The organism is Rummeliibacillus pycnus (assembly GCF_050459865.1).
In the GTDB taxonomy this organism is placed as follows: Bacteria; Bacillota; Bacilli; order Bacillales_A; family Planococcaceae; genus Rummeliibacillus; species Rummeliibacillus pycnus_B.
Genome location: NZ_JBCMNM010000042.1, coordinates 30,888 through 53,300 on the forward strand (window position 1 = coordinate 30,888; position 22,413 = coordinate 53,300).

Annotated in this window: 18 protein-coding genes and 2 riboswitches; of the genes, 11 read left to right on the forward strand and 7 right to left on the reverse strand. The window is 34.4% G+C overall.

The features are described from left to right. Positions 1 to 355: 355 nt before the first annotated feature. Together ABE048_RS10185 and ABE048_RS10190 are read left to right on the forward strand one after the other, a co-directional pair. Positions 356 to 1,204 (forward strand): pyridoxamine kinase, encoded by an 849-nt coding sequence (locus ABE048_RS10185; RefSeq protein WP_430311090.1) that lies wholly within the window; start codon positions 356 to 358, stop codon positions 1,202 to 1,204. 542 nt (positions 1,205 to 1,746) lie between these two features. After that, positions 1,747 to 1,848: riboswitch (glycine riboswitch) on the forward strand. Continuing rightward, a riboswitch (glycine riboswitch) is annotated at positions 1,849 to 1,938 on the forward strand. 184 nt (positions 1,939 to 2,122) lie between these two features. Continuing rightward, positions 2,123 to 3,532, forward strand: coding sequence for an amino acid permease (locus ABE048_RS10190; RefSeq protein ID WP_430311092.1), 1,410 nt, complete (start codon positions 2,123 to 2,125; stop codon positions 3,530 to 3,532). A 733-nt stretch (positions 3,533 to 4,265) separates the two neighbouring features. On the opposite strand, the gene ABE048_RS10195 is transcribed toward ABE048_RS10190, so the two are convergent. Further along, entirely contained in the window at positions 4,266 to 4,805 is a 540-nt protein-coding gene (locus tag ABE048_RS10195) for an ECF transporter S component (RefSeq protein WP_430311094.1), read from the reverse strand. Positions 4,806 to 5,709: 904 nt separating this feature from the next. On the opposite strand from ABE048_RS10195, the gene ABE048_RS10200 reads away from it, so the two are divergent. Continuing rightward, positions 5,710 to 5,793: a putative holin-like toxin gene (locus ABE048_RS10200; RefSeq protein WP_430311228.1), complete on the forward strand. Its 84-nt coding sequence runs from the start codon at positions 5,710 to 5,712 to the stop codon at positions 5,791 to 5,793. A gap of 176 nt (positions 5,794 to 5,969) precedes the next feature. On the opposite strand, the gene ABE048_RS10205 is transcribed toward ABE048_RS10200, so the two are convergent. Both ABE048_RS10205 and mutT read right to left on the reverse strand, forming a co-directional pair. Next, the gene (locus ABE048_RS10205; protein WP_430311095.1) at positions 5,970 to 8,852 is read right to left on the reverse strand and encodes a DUF3427 domain-containing protein; all 2,883 of its coding nucleotides are present in this window, start codon (positions 8,850 to 8,852) and stop codon (positions 5,970 to 5,972) included. 20 nt (positions 8,853 to 8,872) lie between these two features. After that, positions 8,873 to 9,268 carry an 8-oxo-dGTP diphosphatase MutT gene (gene mutT, locus ABE048_RS10210; RefSeq protein ID WP_430311097.1) on the reverse strand — a complete coding sequence of 132 codons (396 nt, stop codon included), beginning with the start codon at positions 9,266 to 9,268 and terminating at the stop codon, positions 8,873 to 8,875. A 249-nt stretch (positions 9,269 to 9,517) separates the two neighbouring features. Here mutT and ABE048_RS10215 point away from each other — a divergent pair, with 249 nt between their 5' ends. Beyond that, positions 9,518 to 10,711, forward strand: coding sequence for a hypothetical protein (locus tag ABE048_RS10215; RefSeq protein WP_430311099.1), 1,194 nt, complete (start codon positions 9,518 to 9,520; stop codon positions 10,709 to 10,711). A gap of 93 nt (positions 10,712 to 10,804) precedes the next feature. Here the strand turns inward: ABE048_RS10215 and ABE048_RS10220 are convergent, their stop codons facing one another. Then, positions 10,805 to 11,134, reverse strand: a complete 330-nt coding sequence (locus ABE048_RS10220; RefSeq protein WP_430311101.1) for a hypothetical protein — start codon at positions 11,132 to 11,134, stop codon at positions 10,805 to 10,807. Between the two features lie 351 nt (positions 11,135 to 11,485). Here ABE048_RS10220 and ABE048_RS10225 point away from each other — a divergent pair, with 351 nt between their 5' ends. The 4 genes from ABE048_RS10225 to ABE048_RS10240 all read left to right on the forward strand — a co-directional run bounded on the left by ABE048_RS10225 (position 11,486) and on the right by ABE048_RS10240 (position 16,512). Then, a complete protein-coding gene (locus ABE048_RS10225) occupies positions 11,486 to 12,040 on the forward strand; it encodes a GNAT family N-acetyltransferase (protein WP_430311103.1) in 555 nt (184 codons plus the stop codon). Between the two features lie 206 nt (positions 12,041 to 12,246). Further along, on the forward strand, positions 12,247 to 13,083 hold the full coding sequence (locus tag ABE048_RS10230) for an EamA family transporter (protein ID WP_430311104.1): 837 nt from the start codon (positions 12,247 to 12,249) through the stop codon (positions 13,081 to 13,083). A gap of 258 nt (positions 13,084 to 13,341) precedes the next feature. After that, a complete protein-coding gene (locus ABE048_RS10235) occupies positions 13,342 to 15,255 on the forward strand; it encodes a DUF2334 domain-containing protein (protein WP_430311105.1) in 1,914 nt (637 codons plus the stop codon). A gap of 18 nt (positions 15,256 to 15,273) precedes the next feature. Beyond that, the gene (locus tag ABE048_RS10240) at positions 15,274 to 16,512 is read left to right on the forward strand and encodes a glycosyltransferase family 2 protein (protein WP_430311107.1); all 1,239 of its coding nucleotides are present in this window, start codon (positions 15,274 to 15,276) and stop codon (positions 16,510 to 16,512) included. 348 nt (positions 16,513 to 16,860) lie between these two features. On the opposite strand, the gene ABE048_RS10245 is transcribed toward ABE048_RS10240, so the two are convergent. Then, complete coding sequence (locus ABE048_RS10245; protein ID WP_430311109.1) at positions 16,861 to 17,484, reverse strand: DUF47 domain-containing protein; 624 nt, start codon at positions 17,482 to 17,484, stop codon at positions 16,861 to 16,863. Next, complete coding sequence (locus tag ABE048_RS10250; RefSeq protein ID WP_430311111.1) at positions 17,484 to 18,521, reverse strand: inorganic phosphate transporter; 1,038 nt, start codon at positions 18,519 to 18,521, stop codon at positions 17,484 to 17,486. Before ABE048_RS10250 ends, ABE048_RS10245 begins: the two co-directional genes overlap by 1 nt. A 239-nt stretch (positions 18,522 to 18,760) precedes the next feature. Between ABE048_RS10250 and ABE048_RS10255 the strand changes: the two genes are divergently transcribed. From ABE048_RS10255 to ABE048_RS10265, 3 genes are all read left to right on the forward strand, one after another. Beyond that, on the forward strand, positions 18,761 to 19,243 hold the full coding sequence (locus ABE048_RS10255; RefSeq protein WP_430311112.1) for a hypothetical protein: 483 nt from the start codon (positions 18,761 to 18,763) through the stop codon (positions 19,241 to 19,243). 431 nt (positions 19,244 to 19,674) lie between these two features. Then, the gene (locus ABE048_RS10260) at positions 19,675 to 20,088 is read left to right on the forward strand and encodes a VOC family protein (protein ID WP_430311113.1); all 414 of its coding nucleotides are present in this window, start codon (positions 19,675 to 19,677) and stop codon (positions 20,086 to 20,088) included. A gap of 22 nt (positions 20,089 to 20,110) precedes the next feature. Then, positions 20,111 to 20,695 carry a GNAT family N-acetyltransferase gene (locus ABE048_RS10265; RefSeq protein WP_430311114.1) on the forward strand — a complete coding sequence of 195 codons (585 nt, stop codon included), beginning with the start codon at positions 20,111 to 20,113 and terminating at the stop codon, positions 20,693 to 20,695. Between the two features lie 432 nt (positions 20,696 to 21,127). Here the strand turns inward: ABE048_RS10265 and ABE048_RS10270 are convergent, their stop codons facing one another. After that, the gene (locus tag ABE048_RS10270; protein ID WP_430311116.1) at positions 21,128 to 22,330 is read right to left on the reverse strand and encodes an MFS transporter; all 1,203 of its coding nucleotides are present in this window, start codon (positions 22,328 to 22,330) and stop codon (positions 21,128 to 21,130) included. Between the last annotated feature and the right edge of the window lie 83 nt (positions 22,331 to 22,413).

A 22,413-nucleotide genomic window follows, 5' to 3' on the forward strand; every position in this document is an offset into this window, starting at 1 on the left:
CCATATAACAGAATCGCTCATACTCTGGAAAATAAGGAATGAGCGGATTGTTTCTGTCAAGTAATAGAAGCAATGGAGATTGTTACTTGCTTTCTTTATATCCTTTTTAATTTTAACTAAAATTAGGGATTTGTATACTACATTTGTTAAAAATTACATTTTGTTAAAAGAAACTAGGTAATTTTGATAAATTTTACATTATGAACAATACTTTTGGTTAGGATGTGAAGGTGCGCTTTAAATAGATAATGTCCTATTTAACTACTATCAGGGATTTTCCGCATTCTTTTTTTGTGATACGATAAATGAAGTTTAAGCTGGATACACGATACACCTTTTGGAGGGTACTGGTACTATGAAAAAAGTCGCGGTAATACAGGATTTATCATCGTTTGGAAGATGCTCATTAACAGCTGCTATTCCGGTTCTTTCGGTAATGGGCGTGCAGGCATGTCCTTTGCCGACTGCTATATTGTCTGCACAAACTGGTTATCCAAGCTTTTTTTGCGAAGATTTTACGGATAAAATGCACTATTTTGAGGATGAATGGAGCAAGATGGATGTAACGTTTGACGGCATCTACACCGGCTTTGTTACGGGTCGAGAGCAAATTAATAATATTTTTCGTTTTTTAGATACATTTCAAACAACAGAAACACGCTTACTTGTTGATCCAGTAATGGGTGATATGGGGCAGGCCTATAAGCTTTTTACAGATGAATTGCTCGAACGAATGAGGGAACTTGTGAAGTGCGCCAATGTGATAACACCGAACGTTACGGAATGTTGTCTATTAACTGGGCTATCTTATGACAAGCTACATAGTTATACTAATGAAAAAGACTTCATTCAAGCAATTGAAGAAGCCGGAAATGTTTTGCAGCGTGAAACGGGTGCCCAAGTCATTATCACGGGAGTTAATCCGCCGACAACCCATTCGGATGAGCAGTTTATCGGTAATATGTATTTGGATGGAAGTAGAACATTTTATGATGCAAAGCCGTACAATGGTAAAAGCTATTCTGGTACAGGAGACTTATTTGCATCGGTCATTATGGGAGGCATGATGCGTGGGGAGGATTTAAGAAAATCGGTCCAACTTGCAGAAAGTTTTCTAACTGCAGCAATCCAAGATACTTCCTTGGAGCAAACTCCGAAAGAAGCCGGCGTTAACTTTGAAAAATATTTGAAGATGTTGTTTTAAAAGAAGAAACTTCAAACAAGGAAGTTAAAAAAAACACCACTAGGTTGAATTGAGTAATCAATCTAGTGGTGTTTTGATTTTTTTCTTTATATAGAGTGAATCGATTTCATCATATATAAAAAGTAAATACCTACGGAAATAAATTTTTTGTTTTTTTAGACGACTTGTTGTTGATTTAAATATGCGTAAATACAGTCTACTGCTGATTTTGATGCATTATTATCTATTTCTATATAATAATAAGTTAATGAAATTTATTGAATACTATAATATCTATGATATAGGGATGAATAATATTTTCACCCAAGAGAGAGCTATGTAAGCGATAATAGATGGGCATAAACAATATTCGCTATATTGTTCTAAATTTTTTGAAAATTATATTTATTTTTTGCGAGATTTGAAATATAATAGTTGAAAGAGCTTCGTTAAATGATGTGAGGTGTTGCCATCCATTGTTGAGCAATTCCATAAAGTGGATGAGTTAAGTAATACTTTATTCAACGTATTACTCTAGTTAAGCATAATAACATAACGTGCGGATGATTGTATTGGGAGAGAGTGGAGTAAATCACCACCGAAGGAGCAAATTTCAAAAAATCCATTGAAGTAAATCTCTCAGGTAAAAGTACCAATATAGGACGCAACTCTGGAGAGTGCAAATACATTGCCACCAAAGGGGACCCGTAAAATTTGTGGGAGAAACTTTCAGGTAAAAGGACAGAGAAGGTAAATAAGCCTTCCTCTGTCCTTTTTTGTTGAAAAGAAGGAGGAATTACTTTTAGTTAATTTAAATAAGTCGTGAAATTCTTGGTTTTATAGAAGAAGTGGCCAGATATAACACTTAATGGTCAACTAGTTAAACGGATTAATATCGATAAAAGTTTGCTAAACTCTAAAAGTAGAGAGGAAGATTTTATGCAGCAACAACAACTAGAAAGAGGTCTAAAAAACAGACACGTACAACTTATTGCTATTGGTGGTGCTATTGGAACAGGGTTATTTCTTGGTGCTGGTAAGTCAATTCACTTAGCTGGGCCATCTATTTTATTTGCATACTTGATTACAGGCATTATTTGCTTTTTAATCATGCGTGCGCTTGGAGAACTACTATTATCCAATTTGAACTATCATTCTTTTGTAGATTTTGTAAAAGAGTATTTAGGTGATATGGCTGCATTTATAACTGGGTGGACCTATTGGTTCTGCTGGATTTCCATTGCAATGGCTGACTTAACCGCAGTAGGCATTTATACCGAGTATTGGTTCCCTGCTATACCACAGTGGATGCCTGGTTTAATTGCGCTAGTTATCTTGTTATGTATGAATCTTGCCACTGTAAAACTTTTTGGTGAAATGGAATTCTGGTTTGCGTTAATTAAAGTCATCGCGATTATATCGCTCATTATTGTCGGGGTTGTTATGATAATAAAAGGTTTCTCTACTCATTCGGGTGCTGCTAGTTTCACGAATCTTTGGAGTCACGGAGGTATGTTCCCGAATGGTATAAATGGATTTATCCTCTCATTCCAGATGGTCGTATTTGCGTTTGTTGGCATTGAACTTGTAGGACTTACAGCAGGTGAAACTGAAAATCCAGAAAAAGTAATACCAAAAGCAATCAATAACATTCCAATTCGTGTATTAATTTTCTATATTGGTGCACTTATTGTCATTATGGGTGTTTATCCATGGAACGCAATCGATCCTTCGAAAAGTCCATTCGTTCAAGTTTTTGTGGCAGTTGGTGTCGCTGCCGCAGCTGGAATCATCAATTTTGTTGTACTAACATCGGCAGCTTCAGCATGTAACAGCGCCATTTTTAGTACAAGCCGAATGGTTTATTCACTTGCAAAAGAAAAAGATGCACCAGAAAAATTTGCTAAACTTAGTAAAAATAAAGTACCTTCTAATGCTTTGTTCTTTTCAAGTGCTGTCATTTTAATCTCTGTTATATTGAATTACTTTATACCAGAAGGTGTATTCACACTGGTTACCAGTGTTTCGACAGTATGTTTTATCTTTATTTGGGGAATTACGGTCATCGCTCATTTGAAATATCGTAAAACAAGACCGGAATTAGCAAAAATGAACAAATTTAAAATGCCGTTATATCCATTTGCTAATTACTTAATCCTTGCTTTTCTTGCGTTCGTCCTTGTCGTACTTGCTATTGCGGAGGATACTCGAGTTGCCTTATTCGTAACGCCTGTTTGGTTTATCATGCTGATTGCTATTTATAAGACTAGAAAAGCAAAAATGAATCAGACAGATCAAACAATCGAGGAAACTTTAGAAGAAAACAGTGGTTCAACAGTTAATAATTAAGAGTTTATTAAAAAATACTCTCAGGTAATAGGACAGGGAAGGGGATTAGGTTAAAGCTACCCCCTTCTGTCCTTTTTTTGCGTGCAAAGAAAGTATGTATGATCCGAACCTTTTTACAATTCCATCGATTAAATGACACTCATCCCCAATTGACCATCAACATATGATACGCATTACCAAGACAATTTAAGTTGTAAGGACTTTGATTGCATCGGAATCTGCTAGCAGCATAATTGCTGTTACCTTAGTAAGGAATCAACAAAAGATTCTATGAATTGAAATCATGGTTATGAAGAATTGGCGATAAATTAAATCCTTCAACAGTGTAATGGTGTTTACAGATGCTCGGACAGTATTAAAAAAAATGCAAACAATAAAGGGTTTAGTCAGGGATAGGAAGAACTTTCCATAAACTTTAACGTCTTATATAAAAATAACTTAAAAGGGGTGAGTTGTGGAAAAATGGGGTTTTGGTATTTTTTAATCTTATTTTTAGGACTGTTTTTGATGATGAAAGGGCTATTTATTAAAAAGCCACCTTTGTTAATTAAAAAAATTGGTTTTGTGTTTGTCGGACTATTATGTATTTCATTCTCAATATTTATGTTTTCATCAGGAAGTGCAGAAATAATTTCAGATTTACTAAATTTGGATTAAAAAAATAATACGCGTATTCATTTCGAATACGCGTATTATTTTTGAAAAATCAACAATCAAGTTAAAGCGAACTTGATTATTTAAAAGTAGGAAGTTTTTTCAAGAAAGTACAAACCGGAATAGATATGATAAGTCCCAAAATATTTTGAACAAGATCTCCAGGAATAGAGGCCATTGGTTGAATCCAATTACCATATAGAATGCCTTCACCAATATAATAGACAGCAATCATAGGTGGCATTGAAATGACAGTAGCTAGTACATTGATAGCAATACTGTTCCCTTTACGTCCGTTTGACCAGGCAATTTTACCTGCAATATACCCTTGCAAGCCTCGAGATACAATAGTGATGGGAGCCCACATTGTCCAACCAGATACTACGTCAAATATCCCCATCCCAAATGCTCCAGCAATTGCACCGGTTTTAGGCCCAAATAGAATGGATACGATAAATAGCATTGCTGTACCAAGATGAACCAAACCGCCATTTGCTGCAATTGGTAGTTTGATATTTAACATCATTGTTGCAACGAATACAAGTGCAATACACATTGCAGTTAGAATTAATTCAAAAGTACGTGATTTGTTAGTTGAATAACTTGCCGTTTTTTGCATAATAAAACCTTCCTTTTTATGGACATCAAGGAATAGTTGCGCGCAATTTCCTAGACCTCTGAAACCCTACTTGTTTAATCCATTTTCTTATTTACAGATAACATTATCAAAGGATTGGTATTTATAAAAGTATCAATTCTATAAAAAATGTAGAGGTCAGTTTTAGAAAAATCAGAAAATCGTGTGGTCAGTAATGCTAATCCATTTTATTTAACCAATAGAGTGAATCATGATCTTACATATCAAATAGTATGAGCTTCCGCGATTTAAGTACAAATTTCCGCGATATTGGAATGAACTTCCGCGATTCTAGTACATGCTTCTGCGGTTTTTGAAATATAATCCGCGAATACAGCAATTTAAGGCCTGCATTTAAGGAATTCTATGGGTTTATGAGATGGTTAGCTAAATTCAACAGGTTGTAGCTTTGCATGAGGCGACTTATAAATGGCAACCGATAAGGATGCATAATGTGCATCGACAGTGGTTGTATCGTGAGGTTTTTGATGTTGGGAGGGGAGTTTTAAGGAGATGTTGGGTAGGGTGATGGAAGTGCTTTGTTTTTAGTGGAGGTGTGTGATAATTTTTATTTTCTTGGATTAAAAAAAGGAGCAGCTATTTTAAAAATGAGATTTTTATAGTTTTTATACTAGGTGATTGCATGCATGATTTGAAAAACAATAAAGGCTGGCAACAGGTCTTACTGTTACTAGTTTCAGGAATTTCAGTATTAGGTGGTGAGTGTTGGAGCAGTATCACCATGTAAATAAGAGGGGACAGAAAATTATGTGTTAAAAATATCCTTCTTTACTATAAATGAGAACGGATGTTTGTTATAATATACTTGTAATAGTTTGGTACTCAAGGGTGGTTGGCACACTCCCGTTTGAAAGGGGGCGATGCCATGTCAGTATTTGAAGCATTAATGCTTGCGGTAACATTCGCAGCTTTAGTTGTATCAATACTTACATTTAACCATAAAAAATAACCCATCCTTGAGTCGGAAGCTCAGATGGGTTAATTCCACTGGACAGCCAATCCCCCTGAGGGAACTAACTATTATGATTGACCGTCGATGGACCAACATCGGCGGTCTTTTTATTGTATTTCATGTTAAGTTAATTATACCTAGCAATAGTGTTTGTTTCAACTTTACAGGTGGACTTATTCTTCAACTAAATAATGATACATATTATATTCAACTGGCTGTTCTAAAATCATATTCATAGTGGCTACATTATAAGATTTCCCTTTATCAACTAACTGATCATTTTTGGCACTTGATTCATCAACCGTTACTTTTCCTAAGTAATAAAAATCCTTACCTTCTCCATTATGTTTTTTTACAAATAAATGGACTGTAGTATTTTCTGAAAAAGATTTGACGATTGGGTAAATATCTTTGGCAGTAATTTTTCTGTTTTTAGTTGAACACCATGTGAAAATTTCGTTTGATAAAAATTCATCCATGTATTGTACTGTAGCATCATCTTCTACCTTATGGTAATTCACAAAAATTGGGCAAGTGTTTGATTTAACGTGTCCACCATTAAGTGTCCCTTCTTCATTGTTATCCCAATTTAGTAGGCGACACACATCTTTTCGAGAATATTTTTTATACATGGTAAATGATTGATTCAGATCGTATTGTTTATTTTTTTCGAACGCACATGCGATTATATCTATAATTAATTCCTTATAATTCTCGTTTATTAAGCTATGAGCTATATTATCATTAAATTTGTAGTAGTCATTATCCAGTATTATGACTGGCTTATTCCCATATTTTTCACGGGCAACAGTAACAAAGAAATTTAAGGATAAGTAGTTTTCAATAGATTCAATTGTTGATTTATCTGTATATGTTCCTAATTGTTGTAGCAATTTAATATAATCTTTTTTTAAAATTTTATCATGCTTCAATAATTGATCTAATAAAACAGCTTCATGAATTCTTTTTCCATTAAGAATTTCAAGAGAAAACATTGTTAATACTGCAAGTTCATATTCAGAGAATTCATCGACCGGTTCTTTAAGTCTGCTAAGAAATTTTGGATAGTTAGGGTTGTTTTCAAAGATGACTTCAGGATCCAATGAATTATTTTTTATAAAATCAAGTAAAGATGGGATATGACCTAGACGATTTTTTAAAGAAAAATAAGTTTCTTTTAACACTAACATTGAGGACAACTTTAATTTTGTATTATCAATTGCATCAAAAATCCGTTTTTTAGCGACTTCTTCAAAGTTAATAGTTGAAACACCTTGAATATAATCTGTATTAACAGTTTTCCGACGAATATTATCTTTGTTCATAGATTGATCACCAGAAAGGGCAATTGGAATCAAAAAGTTATTTTTATAGTTTCCGATAAAATCGATAATTGTTACATAGTCTTTTGAATCATGTTTTCTTAAACCACGCCCTAATTGTTGAATGAAAATAATACTCGATTGTGTTTGGCGTAGCATAACGATTTGATTTAAGAATGGAATATCGATACCTTCATTAAAGATATCAACAGTTATTATGTATTCAAGCTTACCTGAATTCAATTTAGCAATGGCTTCTTCACGTTCAATTTGAGAATGTTCACCGGTTAAAGCACATGTTTTTAAACCACGAGTATTTAGAGCAGCAGATAGTTGATAAGCTTCTTCTTTGGAACTACAAAACATTAGACCTCGAACTTTTTCGCCAGAATAACCATAGTAGTTTATCTTTTCAATTATATGTTGCACACGCTCATGTGAAACGAGATTTTGTAGTTCGGTAACTTCATCAATTATGATTCCATCTTTTTCATAATCTGTTACGCCAAAATAATGGAAAGGGCATAGCATGTCTTCTTCAAGAGCAGCTTGTAGACGGATTTCATAAGCAACATTGTAATCAAATAACTCAAATATATTAAAGTTATCTGTCCTCTCGGGAGTAGCTGTCATACCAAGTAAAAATTTAGGATCAAAATAATTAAAGATCGTTTGATAAGATTTTGCACCTGCACGATGAACCTCATCAATTAAGATATAATCAAACTCGTCTTTTTCAAATTGTTGTAGATAATGCTCAGATGAAATCGTTTGAATCGTAGCAAATAAATAACGGGCATTTATATCTTTAGAGTTACCGGATAAAATACCAAAGTCGTCTTCATGACCGCCCAATATTTTACGATAATCAGCCATCGCTTTTTTCAAGATTTGTTCTCGGTGAACGATGAAGAGCATTTTTTTTGGCTGAAAATTACGAACATCGAACGCTGATAAAAATGTTTTACCAGTACCTGTTGCAGAAATAATTAGCCCTTTTGTGGCATCAGTTGCTCGTAATTCTTTAAGTTGTTCAAGTGCTTCAGACTGCATTTTATTTGGTTTAATAGATAGACTTTCAGCTAATGCATTAGTTAGATATTCAGTTTTCGCTTCAATTATATTTGCTTGATTTTTAATAAAAGGAACTGCTACATAATTTTGTTTATAATTAGCAATCCATTCGTCAGTTAATAGAATACCTTCTTTCCACGCATCCTCAAATTGGTTTTTAAAATGTTGGATAACTTCGCCTTCTTCAAGAGAAGTTAAAAACACATTCCATTCAAAATTTGCTTTTAAGGCGCTGTCGGTTAAATTTGAACTTCCTACGATTAATGAATAATAATCTTCATGTTCGAAAATATAGCCTTTTGAATGGAAGCCTTTTACTCCGGTTAAACGGACTTCAACATTTTCAAGTTTTAATAGTTCTTTAAACATTTTAGGTTGATTGAAGTTTAGGAATGTTGAGGTTAAAATTCGCCCCTTTATTCCTTTTTTATTTAGATCATAGAGCATCGTTTTTAATGTAGCCAATCCACCTTCAGTGATAAAGGCAACTGAAAAGGTAAAGGTTTTACACGTTTTAAGCTCTTGTAACAATGTTGATAGAACATTTTCATGTGCTTTATTCGTAAGTAGTTTCGGTTTGAATTGAGCCGACACTGGTTTGTTTTGATTGATAAAGCCCTTATGTAATGAATTTTCAATTTTACTTATCAATTGTTCCATTCAGTTCACGCCAATCATTATTATATTTGGATTGCTAACTTATTTACTGCCGGAATATCAGCGGGTGCAAAACCCATTTGTGAAAGATTTTGACGATGTACCCACTGTGCATCAGCATGTTCACTAATGGTAGGAACACCTTGTACAATTTTAGACATATATGTTTCTAAACGGACAATGACTTTTTCATATTCATATGTAGTATCTTCTACTTTTTGTCCAACTTCAATTTCACAGCTGAATTCTTCTGAAATTTCACGTTTTAAAGCCTGTTGCGGTGTTTCTCCAGCTTCGATTTTACCTCCAGGAAATTCCCAGTAATTTGCAAGTGTCATATTAGGGCTTCGTAATGCACAAAAAATCTCATTTTTTTCATTTTCAATAATTGCACCAACGACGTGTACGGATTTTTTCATAATGGATTGCTCCTCAATATTATTAATTTATATAAGATATATCTTACATTATTCATATATAACAGTCATTAGAGATTATAAAGTAAAATCACAGTAAGATACCAAATGACCGAGATAGTTCAATGGGAATAAGGAATTAAGAATCACTATATTGTGAATGATTTTACTTTTTTGATCTATATTTATAAAATTTTATTAAAATAATGATAAAATATTTTTATATATAGTAATTTTTGGAGGAACTTACATATGAGAAAAAAATGGTCCCAGCTTTCAACAGCAATGATTGGTATGAGTTTACTCATGTTTATCAATCAGCAAGGTGTGAAGGCGGCAACACCTGAAGAAAACGCTATTGCATATCAACAAAAATTAGCAGATGAAAAGATAGCACAAGGAGTAGTGGATTATGTTGCAAAACTCTATCAGTTTAAGTATGAAGTAACAGATATCATTGATGAAGAAAAAGTAAGTATTGCACGCGAAATGTATACTAATTTAACTCCAAGTCAGATGTTGATAGCCAAAAATAATGGTGCCTCTTTCATGCTGAAACAATGTGAAAAGAGAGTTCAAGTTCAGCAAGAGGCGAATACTTTTAAAGCTTACGTGGACAGTATTGATATCAATTCAAAACGAGCATTAGGTCAATTGAATACTGCCTATAGCAATTTTGCAGTTCTTAGTTTGGCTGCACGGGAATTAGCTGAAGCGAGCTACGAGCAAGCAAAAGAATTGGAGGTTATGGTTAATCAAAACGCTGTTAAACGTGTTGAAAATCTGATTACAGAAGCGGGAGCAGATGAGTCGCTTGTCACAAAAGCTCGGCAACAATACAACATTCTCACATATAAACAAAAAGAGATGTTCAATCCTGACTTTGTAACAAAACTTGAGAAGGCAGAAGTGCAAGTTGAATTTGATAAACCTATTCACCAATTTGAATCAGTTGCAGATGAATTGTATATGTTTATAGAAGATGGTGATTATCAAGAACGTGTGAAGGAAGCCCGTCAGTATTATAACGCATTAACTTCAGAACAAAAGGCAGTTGTTAAAAACAGTTACAAAAAACTTCTAACAAATGAGCAAATTGTAAAAGATCAAAAAGAAGCAGCTAAGGTCGATAAAGCCATTTTAAACATTAGATTTTGCACATCAGCAAACTATAAATCAAATGTAAAAAAGGTACGATCTCAATATGATAAACTAACGAAAGCCCAAAAAAAGTTCCTTATCTATAAAGCTGTATTAACAGATCACGAAAAAATGATCGACATGAGAGCCGCGAATGACGTGACAAATGCAATGGAAAAAATCAATCGTAGATCATCGAAAGCACTGATTAAAAAAACCAATACAGCTTACAAAAAACTTACAACCAAACAAAAGAAATATGTACCCCAAAAAACGTATCAACATTTTAAAACCTTTTTGAAATAGAGAAATTAAACAAGCATTCAAATTAAATTTGAATGCTTGTTTATTATTCTTCAAAATACTTTTATCTTTTAGATACGAATGTGTAAAAAACACCTAAATACTTTTTTTAAGTCTATTCTTAGGAATAACCAAATATTCAGCTATAAAAAACCCAAATAGAAATAGAGTACATGCAGAACCAGTTGTATTACTTGTGATACTATTTGAGTGTATTATTTGTAGTCCTACTAAAATGTTTAATAGAAAAGAAATGATAAAACCAAATAGTGCCGCATTTTTTAGATAATTACCAACTAGTAATCTATTAAATTTAAATCCAACTGTTTTTTGGATTGTCACAGTATGTTGAAGTTGTTTAACTAATCCAAATGTAAACCCGATTATGACAAATATGACCACTAAATAGCCAATTACATCATCCATTATTTCACACTTCCTTTGTTGTAAAGAATCTCTATGACTATTATAAGGCAAGAAAGCCAGTGAATTCCAAGAATTATATAATTTAGATCCTACCCTCGTTTAAAACAATAGATAGACAGCTTAAAAGGTCTGGCTACAAAATATCTTGATAATTACCATGCTTGGTTGTCGATAGTCGTAGTAATGAAAGCATTGAACAGCATATGAAAGAGTCTTTATTCACTTCATTTGTATTTGAAATAGCAATTACAGTTTGCGAATGTCAAAATAAATAATTTAGTATTCTTCTTGCAGTAGGAACATACAGAATAAGTAAATACTTTAAAGAATGAAAATGAGGAGGTGGATTACATGGGACAAATCAAAATAAAACAATACACAATGAAGAATGGGGAAAAAATTACGTTAACGACTGCATTACCAGAGTATGCGGAGAGAGTATTGAACTTTAATAAAGATATTATTAGTGAAGCTCCCTATCTAGTGACTACCAGGGAAGAATTCAAAATCTCAATTGAGCAGGAAGAAAAATTCTTACAACAAGTGTTTGAAGATAATGGGAAATTAGCGATAATAGCAGAATTTCAAGGGGAAGTTATTGGTTTCTTAGATTTCCATAATGGACATAGAAATCGGATTAAACACCAGGGCTCTTTTGGAATGAGTGTTTCAAAACAATTTCGAAACCAGGGGATTGGCAGTGCGCTATTAACAGAACTTCTGAATTGGGCAGAACAAGAGGCATCGATTGAAAAAGTTTGTCTTGAAGTAGTTTCCATCAATAAAAGTGCAATTCATATGTATGAAAATTTTGGATTTATTGTCGAGGGCAAAAAATTAAAAGCTATAAAAAATGAAAATGACACATATTATGATTTACTCCTAATGGCATATTTTACGCAATAAAATAATTTTTCTTGTGTTCAACCTATCTTTTAAGTATTTAATCATGTTCTGATTCTTTTGTACGTAAATGAATCAGATTTTCTATTTTATGCGTGTCACCTACCAATTTCATACAAGATATGATGAAAATCATCAAAATTGTTCAATATCCGCAATTTTCATACTAAAATAAGCAGTAGCAGTATCAAAGAGAGAGAAGGATATTTATGTGGATTGTAGCAGCAGTTTTGACGATGTTTTGTTTTGGTATCAATAATCTCATTTTTAAGGCGACTTCTGGAAAAGGAATGTCAAAGGTACATATGCAGTTTTTCTTTTATCTTATCGCATTTTTGTTAATGTGTGGATATGGAGCAATCAAAGGATTTGCACCATTTAATACTTTAACTATTGTACTCGGTGCAATGATTGGCATATTAAATGCAAATGGTAATATTCAAATGTCGAAGGCGTTTGAAAAGGGACCTGCGAGTCTGACATCTCCTATTATTAGCACCTATACGGTAATTCCAATTTTAAGTGCAGCACTTATTTTCCATGAACATATTACACTCATTCAGTGGATTGGAATAATCGTCATGCTTGCGTCTGCGGCGGTCATTCAATATGCACCAGGCAGCGCTGGCGAAATTAAATACAAGCCATGGATGTACAGAATTTTACTTTCAATTCTATGTTTTGGTGTTCTTGGTGTATTGATGAAAACCTCTTCACATTTACAAATCGATTCGATTAATACGCTAGTATGTATGTACGGTGGTGGCGCTGTATACTTAATCATCCAAAGCCTGATTACGAAAGAAAAATGGCTTCGTTCTGAAGTGAAATTTGGTTCAATTATTGGCTGTTTTAGTGTCGTAGGTTATAGTAGCTACTTTTTCTCACTAGACACAGGGATCGCAAGTATTGTATTCCCAATCGTAAGCTTGAGTTGCTTAGTCGTTGTACTTGGCAGTGTCTTGCTCTATAAAGAAAAAATGAAAGCTTATCAAATCATCGGTGTTTTAACAGCAATCGGTGGGATTGTGCTTACAAAGATTTAATAGAAGAATTTCAACTATATTTTATATAAAAGCTGAATAAAACCAAACCTTATCTTAAATAAAATAAGAAATTTTCAATACGACTTAATCGAAAAATGTGTTCATTCACATAGTTTTCGTTAAGTCGTATTTTTATTTTAATCTTTTTACGATTTTGTATTAGGAGTATTGCAAACTAGAAGGATTAATTTATTCAAATGAGGGCATAGTAACTAATGAAAGAATATTAGAAATTACGAAGCTGGAGGAGAATAAGGCTTGAAGAGAAAGATTTGGAGATGGGTAGGTATTTTTATGATTACTGTAATTGTCGCAGTATCCGTCCTACTTTACCAAATTACTTTTACAGGAGAGAATATCTATCCAAACACAAAAAAGAAACATGCAATGATTCGATTGGAAGACGTTGGGCCAGGTGGTGTCTATGGTAGTCTGGAAGGTTTAGGAAAATTACGAGCCGTTATGGAATACATCCAGACGCAGAATATACCTTATCATATGGCCGTTATTCCAAGATGGATAAGTGTTGAAATGGATGGAACATGGAAGGAAAGAGGAATAGATGACCCTAATCCAGATCTCGTGGTAAGTCATTTTATCAGCCTTCTTCAAGAAGGTGAGAAACGAGGGGCTATTCTAGGAATGCATGGATATAGCCATCAATTTGGAGATTCCGACAAGCCTAATGATAATCAGAATTCTGGAATTGGCAATGAGTTTAATGTGAAAGGGGTACCTGAAACGAAGGAAAGTTCATATGCAGCTGAACGAATTACTCAAAGTATTGCAGCGTTTGATAAAGCTGGCTTACATCCTGAGTTTTGGGAAACACCACATTATCATGACAAAAGGGTTCAGGAGAAGTTGTTCCGTTCTTTCATTGGTATCCTGTATCAGCCTGATTTTTTTTCTCTTCGTTCACTTAAAGATATAAACGTTTACGATAGTACTAATTTTTGGGGCCAGAGGAGTCTAGGGTCCATTTATGTGCCCACAACTTACAGTTATGTTGCGGACAGAAAATCAGTGGACCGGATCTTATCAAAAGCTGCCAAAGACGATGGTCTAGCTTCCTTATACTTTCATCCATTTATGGAATTTCCTTATTTGGAGGAACAGTTAGGAGCAGATGGAAAGCAGTTGATAAGGGAAGGGTTACCTGTTTTTAAATATAAGGAAGATGGCGAAATTTCGTATCTTCATAGGCTGTTGGATGGTTTTGAAAAAGAGGGTTACCGCTGGATGTCACTCCATGATATTGTTCCGTTTACCCCTGCTCATCGTGTGACGTTACCACTTAAAACGAAAACCCAGCAAGTATTATTCGGAGATGTAATTGGACAAGGACATGCGGATGTAATTGTAGTCGAAAAGCATCGTGTGTTGGTTATACCTCAAACATATACATTGCCGCGCAATCGTCCGCAGCCTGCATCTCAAATATGGCTGAATTATACCTTTACAACTGAAGAAGAATTTTTCCTTTCAGATTGGAACAGTGATGGTAAGCAGGATTTAATTGTCTATAACAAAAAAACAGGAGAGCTTCGGATTTCTTGGGCAGGGAAAGGTCAGTTTCTAACTCCTGCTTTGCTTGGTAAACTGCCTTCTGGACTTCAATTCATGGAGGGATTCCAATCAGAAAAAGGTAGTGGGTTAATTGCTAAACAAAAAGGGCAAATAATATTCATTCATTATGTGAATAATAAGCTTGTCATAAGTACGGTAAAGTATCCTTTTCCTAAAGATTCGAATTTATACATAGGACGATTTGAAAGCTCTACTCAAAACGACATCCTTTGTGTATCACGAAAAGACCCTCATGTATCCATTCTCTATTATGAAGGGAATGATCAATACACTAAGCCTAAAGTAATTGAAGGGATTAAGTTACATCGAAGTGATCAATTACTTGTGGGCGATCCAAATGGAGATGGGAAAAGCGATTTAATTATTTATTCTTCTGATACTGGTGTATGGCAAATATACGAGAACAAAGGGAATAGTCGGTTTGTTCGGCTAGATAATGACTTTGGTCCATGGGCTCATGGAAAAGGGAGAATCGGATTTGTTGCCGACTTTGATGGCAATGGAAAAACAGATATTGGATCCTACGATAATTCGGAGAATATATTAGATATCGCTCTGTCTTTTCGTAATGTGAATCCTTAATGTCGAAAGGAAGAACTTATGCATCTATTTTTCATAATAATTGCTGACATATTGCAAGTAATTATTTTTTCCATTACTATTTTTCAATTTATAATCAGTTTAGCTGGTTATAGAAAGGGGAAAGAGGATACAGAAGAGAAGCATTCACCAGAAAAGTCATTTGCCATACTTGTTGCGGCACATAATGAGGAGAAGGTGATTGCCCCACTCCTAGATAACCTCAACAACTTGGACTACCCCAAAGAATTGTATGAGGTCTTCGTCATCTGTGATAACTGTACAGACCGCACCGCACAGATTTCGATTGAGCATGGAGTTCATGCAATGGAGAGGTTTGATGATGTTCAAAAGGGAAAAGGATTCGCAGTTGAATGGATGCTAAATCAGCTATGGAAAAGGGAGCGACAGTTCGATGCTGTTGTCATATTTGATGCTGACAATTTAGTTAGCGGAAACTTTTTACATGAAATGAATAACAAGTTACTAAATGGCTATAGAGTGATACAAGGCTACGTAGAAACGAAAAACCCATATGATTCATGGGTTACACTTTCGTATGCGATCAGTTATTGGTTCATGAATAAGATGTGGCAACAGGCTAGGCAAAATTGGGGGATGCCGAACACCTTGGCTGGAACAGGAATGGTCTTCGATTCTGATTTACTCAAGGAGATGGGGTGGAATGCAACATCGCTTACGGAGGATGTAGAATTTACGGCGCGTTGCGTTCTCAAAGGAATCTATCCCACATGGGCTAATGATGCGATTATTTATGATGAAAAACCCATCACACTTAGGAGCTCTTTTAAGCAGAGAATACGTTGGATAAGAGGACATACTGAATGTGCAATGAGATATATGAAGCCACTTCTAAGCCATGCCGTTAGAACACGAAATTTTTCTGAATTTGATGCGGCTTTGTACTTATTCCAGCCTATCCGGTTCTTGTTCGTTGCAGCTGTGTGGGTCATGACCTATTTGCAATTAGGAACTCCTTTATATACTCACTTTCCCTTTTTAAAAATAGTTCCCGACTGGGCTTGGATTGTGTTAAACATCGCCTTATTTTTGCAATTCCCATTAGTCATGATGTTAGAGAAACGACCTTTGAAAGCTTATTGGGGGCTCATACTATTTCCAGTGTTCCAATTCACGTGGTTCCCGATTACTTTAATAGGCTTATTCACAAGTAAGAATAAAGCTTGGCACCATACAGTCCATACACGTTCAATTCGATTTGAGGATATGAAGGAATGATGGTTTGGAATAAGTTTTTCAAATCTTTTTCAAAATAACAGCTGGAAGGCATGTGAGAGTTTATTCGCTCTCTTAAGGGGGCTATTCGCTCTTCCAACAGATTTATTCGCTTTCTCTAGTACTTTATTCGCTCTTTTTGGAATTGTATTCGCCCTATTAGCATTTTAAGTCCTCGAAATCGATTAGAGAAACTGCGAGGTAATAGAAGATGTGAATCGAGAAATAGTCATTATCGTAGCCGATAAAATTCAAAAAAGATGCTGCCTGCAAAATACAGAACAGCATCTTCTTTAATTTGGTATACCTGTTTTTTACTTAACTTTCATTTGAAGAATTTTCAATAGCTTTTTATATCATCCTAACGCAGATCCTATGGTAAATATCCACCGTATCCCCCAATAAAATAGCTGCTTCTTTTAGAACATCATATACTTCTTTATATTTTAAGATGGTAATAGAATCATTGTTTGTAAAGAGCTCTGCCAGTCCTGAAATATAGATATCTTCCATCGATTGTTGAGCAATTCTGATTTCTGCAATTCTGCTTTGGCATTCATCAGGTTTTTTCTCCAAAATTAATATTGCGTCACTGAGTTCTAAGGCTCCCTGACTTAATAAACTAGTAATTCCTATGATTGTAGAGTCCGCATCGATGTTTAAAGCCTTAATTGTCTTAAAAATAGATATGGAGCAGTCACTAATTTTGTTCATCGACACAGAAATAGAATAAAGATCCTGTCTATCAAAGGGAGTTGCAAATGCTTCTACAAGGTCATGCTCAAGCTGAAAACGTATAGTATCCGCTTCCTTTTTCTTATTGAATAAATCAAGAGAATCGGATTCACCTTTGTCCTTAATCCATCCGTTCAATGAATCAATGATTTGATAATTTGTTTTGCTTTGATTCAAAAGCATGGAATAGAAATCATACTTTTTTGGGAATATTTTATCCAAAAAATTATTATCACTCATTAAAAAATCCTCCCATTCATTAAAAAGTAGACAATAGCAGCAGCTATGGCAGAACACGGGATGGTGATAAACCATGCTGTAACTATTTCTTTACCAATGTTCCAGTTTACCATACGATATTCGTCTGCTGAACCAACCCCCATAATACCACCGACAACCACATGTGTTGTGGAAACGGGTGCACCAGTAAAAGTAGCGAGTAGGATAGAAGTTCCTGAAGAGAGCATTGAATTTAAGCTATGAATTGGTCTGAGATCATATATTTTGTTTCCAATCGTCTTCATGATTTTCCATCCACCTAAAGCAGTACCTATGAACATGACCAAGCCTACTGCTAATTTAATGAGAAGTGGAACACCATGAGAATTCACGATTCCGGCAGATATAAGTGCCAGTGAAATCAACCCGGTTATTTTCTGAGAATCATTTGATCCGTGGCTAAATGCCAGAGCAGCTGCCACAATCCACTGCAGCTTATTGATCGTACCATTAATGCTGAACTTAGCATTTCTTAACAACAGAGCAGATATTTTTTGAATTACATATGCAATGACGAAACCCAGGACAGGGGAAAGAATCAGTGAAACGATAACCTTCATAATCCCTACCAACTGGTGATTGCCTGAAAAGAGCTCCGAAACTCCCCATAAAATGCTACTAGGTCCATTTGCAATCCAAGCAGCTCCAACAAGACCTCCGATAAGAGCATGAGTTGAACTGGAAGGAATGCCGATTTTCCAAGTAATGAGATTCCAAACTACCGCACCGAAAATAGACGCGATTAATATATGTATAAGATGAATCCCTGGAGAGAGTTTAACGATTGCTGACACAGTATCAGCAACTTGATTTCCACTAAAAATAACACCTAGTGATCCGAAAATCGCAACAATCAGCACCGCTTGAACAGGACTAGCAGCTTTGCAAGCAATCATCGTAGCAACAACTGAACTCGCATCATGCAATCCATTTGTCAGCGTAAAAATCAATGCAATAATAATCACAACAGCCAATAACCAATAGATTCCTGTTAACACCATTGCCCCCTCCTTTATTTATATTTACATTATACTAATCAGATTGCATAAAAATAAATAAGAATATTTGTTACACTTAAGGTACTTTTTCTTTTCTATAAATCTTAACTTTATCTTCAACCAACTAAGTTTTATAAGAAAATTATGTGGTAAAAATTTACTTTTTTATTGAAATTCTATTCTTTATTTTTCCAAAATAGATATAATATGAACTAAATCTATAAGGAGTTTTTTAATAAATGAAAATAGAAACCTATATTTTATTGGAAGATAAGGATATTTGTGTTCCTTTGGATGGACAAGATGAAATAAAGCGTTTTACAGATAGTAAAGAGGATTTAATTGTAGAAGATTTATTGATATTAGATGGAACGATTACGTTTAAACATAAAAATGAAAGTATAGCAGACTTCGATAATTTAGACAGTATTAATACGCTTTGGCATTATTATACGAATGTTCTTTTTGATTTTTTAGATGAAGGATACGGACAGGTTTATTATCCCGATTTGCCATTAGAAATTACATTAGAAAAGAAATCAAAAAAGGAATTAATATTATCTTTAGAAGATCAAATACTGGTGTGTGACATAGATATTTTTTTAAAAGAATTTTATAAAGCAAGTAATAAATTTATTGAATTAAGAATTTTTATTACAGATGGTAAATATGATGATAATTTTAAAAAAAGTATAAAGAAATTAAAAAAATATATTGATTGAAATTTTAATTAGTTTTGGTAAGTATCAACGATAAGCGAAGAAAAGGCGTCCTCTAAGGTTAACGGATAGGTTCGGTTTTGAAGTATATAATCTGAATTCGTGACCGATTTAGCAAAACAATAAGTAAGAATATCATCGTTAAATTAGCATACAAAAATGCAATGGAATTGGTTTGAACTGACCCCAGTGGGTTAGACAAAATAAAAAAGCATCTTTAAAGGAATTTGGTTTGAGTTACCTAACTATTTCTTGGAGATGCTTTTACTAATGGGGACAAGAGTATGTTATCTTTATCATTAAACATTCAATTTAATGGTGTATAGATACTCAAAAGAAAAAGAACCAGAGGGCAGGTTAGTGGAAGAAGGTGTTTTATACCTTACTGAAGAATGTATGGGAGAGTAGAATTAATTTAAAAAGGAGAAATAACTATGACAAAACAATTTTGGATCAACTTGCCAGTTAAAGATACAAATAAATCAAAAGAGTTTTACAGCAAACTTGGATTTTCGACCAATACACCACTTGGCAATAGCGATCAAGTGCAATTAGTCATCGGAGATAATAATGCTACCGTAATGCTTTTTCCTGTTTCCACTTTCGAAAATTTTACCAAACAAGAAATAGTCGATACAAAACAAGCTACTGAAGTATTATTTTCCATTGATGCAGAGAGTAAAGAAGAAGTAGATGAAATAGCAAAGAGGGCAGTGCAGGCTGGAGGAACAATTTTTGGTGATCCCTCAGAGAACCAAGGTTGGATGTACGGATGCGGCTTTGCTGATTTGGATGGTCACCGCTGGAATGTATTGTATATGGATATGAGCAAGATGCCGAAAGGGTAAGAAATAGAGGAGTTGTCTGCAGTTGAAAGAAAATAAACTATTCACAATTGATTGTGGTGAATTTTACTTAAGGGAATTTTGTGAAGAGGATGTGGATGCAATCGTTGAAATTACATCTCAACATGAAGTCGCTGAGTTTTTACCAGATTGGAAATCCACTAGAGAACAGCGCTTAGATTGGACTATAAACGAAGATATTCCTGATAATAAAGCGTTTTTAGCTGCTGTTCCGAATCTCAATCAGGAAATTATAAGACTTGGGATAATCTTAAAAGAAACAAGTGAATTTATTGGTTTTTGTACTTCAGGGATAAAGAAAGAATTAAGTGGATCAAACCGAGAAGTTGCATATGCAATTTCAAAGCATTACCGAAACAAGGGCTATACAACAAAAGCTGTAAAAGGATTAATCCAATATTTATTTCAGCATACAAATGTGAAACTCATTAATGCGGTTGTTCTCCTACATAATGGTAGCTCTAATAAAGTTATTCAAAAATGCGGATTTCATCTGAAAGGGAATGCAGAAATAGATGGAGAACAGTTCAACCACTATGTTTTAAAGAAAGAAGACTGGAAAAGTATACAGTCGGAAGAATTTTGTTAGTTAGCATAAGAAAAACGCCTCCTTCAAATTGATACGTTAGATTATGTTGCCAGGCACTCACAGAAATTACGACATTTATCTGTTTGAGTACCTGGCACCTTTATTATTTGTTTTGGGGGCAGTCACCTGAAGTGAGAGGTGCAAGGTTGTTGAATTTTTAAAAACTTATAAGGAGAAGAATCCACATGAATTTTTTGTTAAAAGTAATAATAATATATCTAGTTATTTCATTTTTAGGATTTTATTTTGTTTTAAAGAGAGAATTGGTTACTGCTATTATTGATTCTTTTGTAGGATCAGTAATATTTTTGATAGTTTTCAAGATTTTAATAAAAAACACTCCTAAATAAATTAGGATGTTTTTTATTAACTCTGTTTTATGTTTGTTCTTATTTTAATAACCCTAGACCTTTTCTTCCCGAATTTTTCTAATTATTCCACTAAGTTTTCTGTCAATCGTTTTTCTTTCCAAACAAATGTAATACCGAGGCCAATGACCATAATAACAGCTGCGAAAAGGTAAGGATAGTGGATGTTTACGTCAAATAGTATTCCGCCTATTGTAGGCCCGATGATATTACCTAAGCTCGTATAGGTTGAGTTCATTCCGGCAATAAATCCTTGTTCTTTACCGGCAGTTTTTGATAAAAATGTCGTTAATGCCGGACGTAGCAAGTCAAATGCGAGGAAGATAAAGGAAGTTACAACCAACACTACCCAAAAGCCAGAGATTACGGTTGACGTAACCGCCAATATTGCACCTGTAATTAAACATATCTGGATCAATTTCTTTTCACCGAGTTTATCTACCATTTTTCCAAACATAAATATTTGCACAATAACACCGAAGATTGAGCTTATTGTAATAATGGCTGCGATGTCCTTCGGCGTGAAGCCGAATTTATGATCAGAAAATAGGCTAAAAACAGTTTCATATGCAGATAAACCGAAGGCGAGTACAAATACAATGATAAATGGAATGAAATAAAGTGGATTAAGTGATTTTTTTATATCGTTTATAAAGTTTATTTGCTTTGTTTTAGCAGAAATTTCTGCAAGCTGTTCCTTTGTTAGCGGCTCTTTTAAAATAAATAATGATGAAATGCATGCTAAAAAGGCAATGGCTGCCGCAAAGAAGAAGGGTACGCGAATACCGTATTCTGCAATAAAGCCACCCAAGCCAGGTCCTATAATAAAGCCAGTACTAATAGCGGCAGAAATATAGCCCATCGCTTTTGGTCGTTCCTGAACGGATGTAATATCTGCAACATATGCAGTAACACCTGGTATAATAAAGGCGGCACTAATTCCCCCTAACATTCTTGATAGATAAAGCACCCATACTTGCGTGCCTAAACCAAAGATAAGTTCTGAAATACCAAAAAGGAATAAACCGATTATGATGATGTTCTTCCTGCCATAACGGTCAACCCAACGACCAGCGAGTGGTGACATAAGTAGTTGTGCCACCGCAAATGTGGCCATAAGATAACCCATCGTTTTTCCTGATAAATGCATGATATTCATAAATGATGGCATAACTGGAATGATGAGACCAACTCCGAGAAATGCAATGAATATATTGCTTAGAAGAATAATTAATATCGACTTTTGTTCTTTTATTGTTTTCTTCATATATCAACATCTCTTTCTATAAGAAGCATTAATGTGAAATACCTCTTCAAAATACTGTCTAAGAGGCTTCTGATTTTTTACAT

What these genes read in the sequence shown, in the direction of transcription:
- ABE048_RS10230 (WP_430311104.1), top strand. Translation starts at nt 12,247, where the DNA reads ATGTGGATTGTAGCAGCAGTTTTGACGATGTTTTGTTTTGGTATCAAT.
- ABE048_RS10185 (WP_430311090.1), top strand. Translation starts at nt 356, where the DNA reads ATGAAAAAAGTCGCGGTAATACAGGATTTATCATCGTTTGGAAGATGC.
- ABE048_RS10220 (WP_430311101.1), bottom strand. Translation starts at nt 11,134, where the DNA reads ATGGATGATGTAATTGGCTATTTAGTGGTCATATTTGTCATAATCGGG.
- ABE048_RS10215 (WP_430311099.1), top strand. Translation starts at nt 9,518, where the DNA reads ATGAGAAAAAAATGGTCCCAGCTTTCAACAGCAATGATTGGTATGAGT.
- ABE048_RS10270 (WP_430311116.1), bottom strand. Translation starts at nt 22,330, where the DNA reads ATGAAGAAAACAATAAAAGAACAAAAGTCGATATTAATTATTCTTCTA.
- ABE048_RS10255 (WP_430311112.1), top strand. Translation starts at nt 18,761, where the DNA reads ATGAAAATAGAAACCTATATTTTATTGGAAGATAAGGATATTTGTGTT.
- ABE048_RS10240 (WP_430311107.1), top strand. Translation starts at nt 15,274, where the DNA reads ATGCATCTATTTTTCATAATAATTGCTGACATATTGCAAGTAATTATT.
- ABE048_RS10260 (WP_430311113.1), top strand. Translation starts at nt 19,675, where the DNA reads ATGACAAAACAATTTTGGATCAACTTGCCAGTTAAAGATACAAATAAA.
- ABE048_RS10205 (WP_430311095.1), bottom strand. Translation starts at nt 8,852, where the DNA reads ATGGAACAATTGATAAGTAAAATTGAAAATTCATTACATAAGGGCTTT.
- ABE048_RS10190 (WP_430311092.1), top strand. Translation starts at nt 2,123, where the DNA reads ATGCAGCAACAACAACTAGAAAGAGGTCTAAAAAACAGACACGTACAA.
- mutT (WP_430311097.1), bottom strand. Translation starts at nt 9,268, where the DNA reads ATGAAAAAATCCGTACACGTCGTTGGTGCAATTATTGAAAATGAAAAA.
- ABE048_RS10225 (WP_430311103.1), top strand. Translation starts at nt 11,486, where the DNA reads ATGGGACAAATCAAAATAAAACAATACACAATGAAGAATGGGGAAAAA.
- ABE048_RS10200 (WP_430311228.1), top strand. Translation starts at nt 5,710, where the DNA reads ATGTCAGTATTTGAAGCATTAATGCTTGCGGTAACATTCGCAGCTTTA.
- ABE048_RS10195 (WP_430311094.1), bottom strand. Translation starts at nt 4,805, where the DNA reads ATGCAAAAAACGGCAAGTTATTCAACTAACAAATCACGTACTTTTGAA.
- ABE048_RS10245 (WP_430311109.1), bottom strand. Translation starts at nt 17,484, where the DNA reads ATGAGTGATAATAATTTTTTGGATAAAATATTCCCAAAAAAGTATGAT.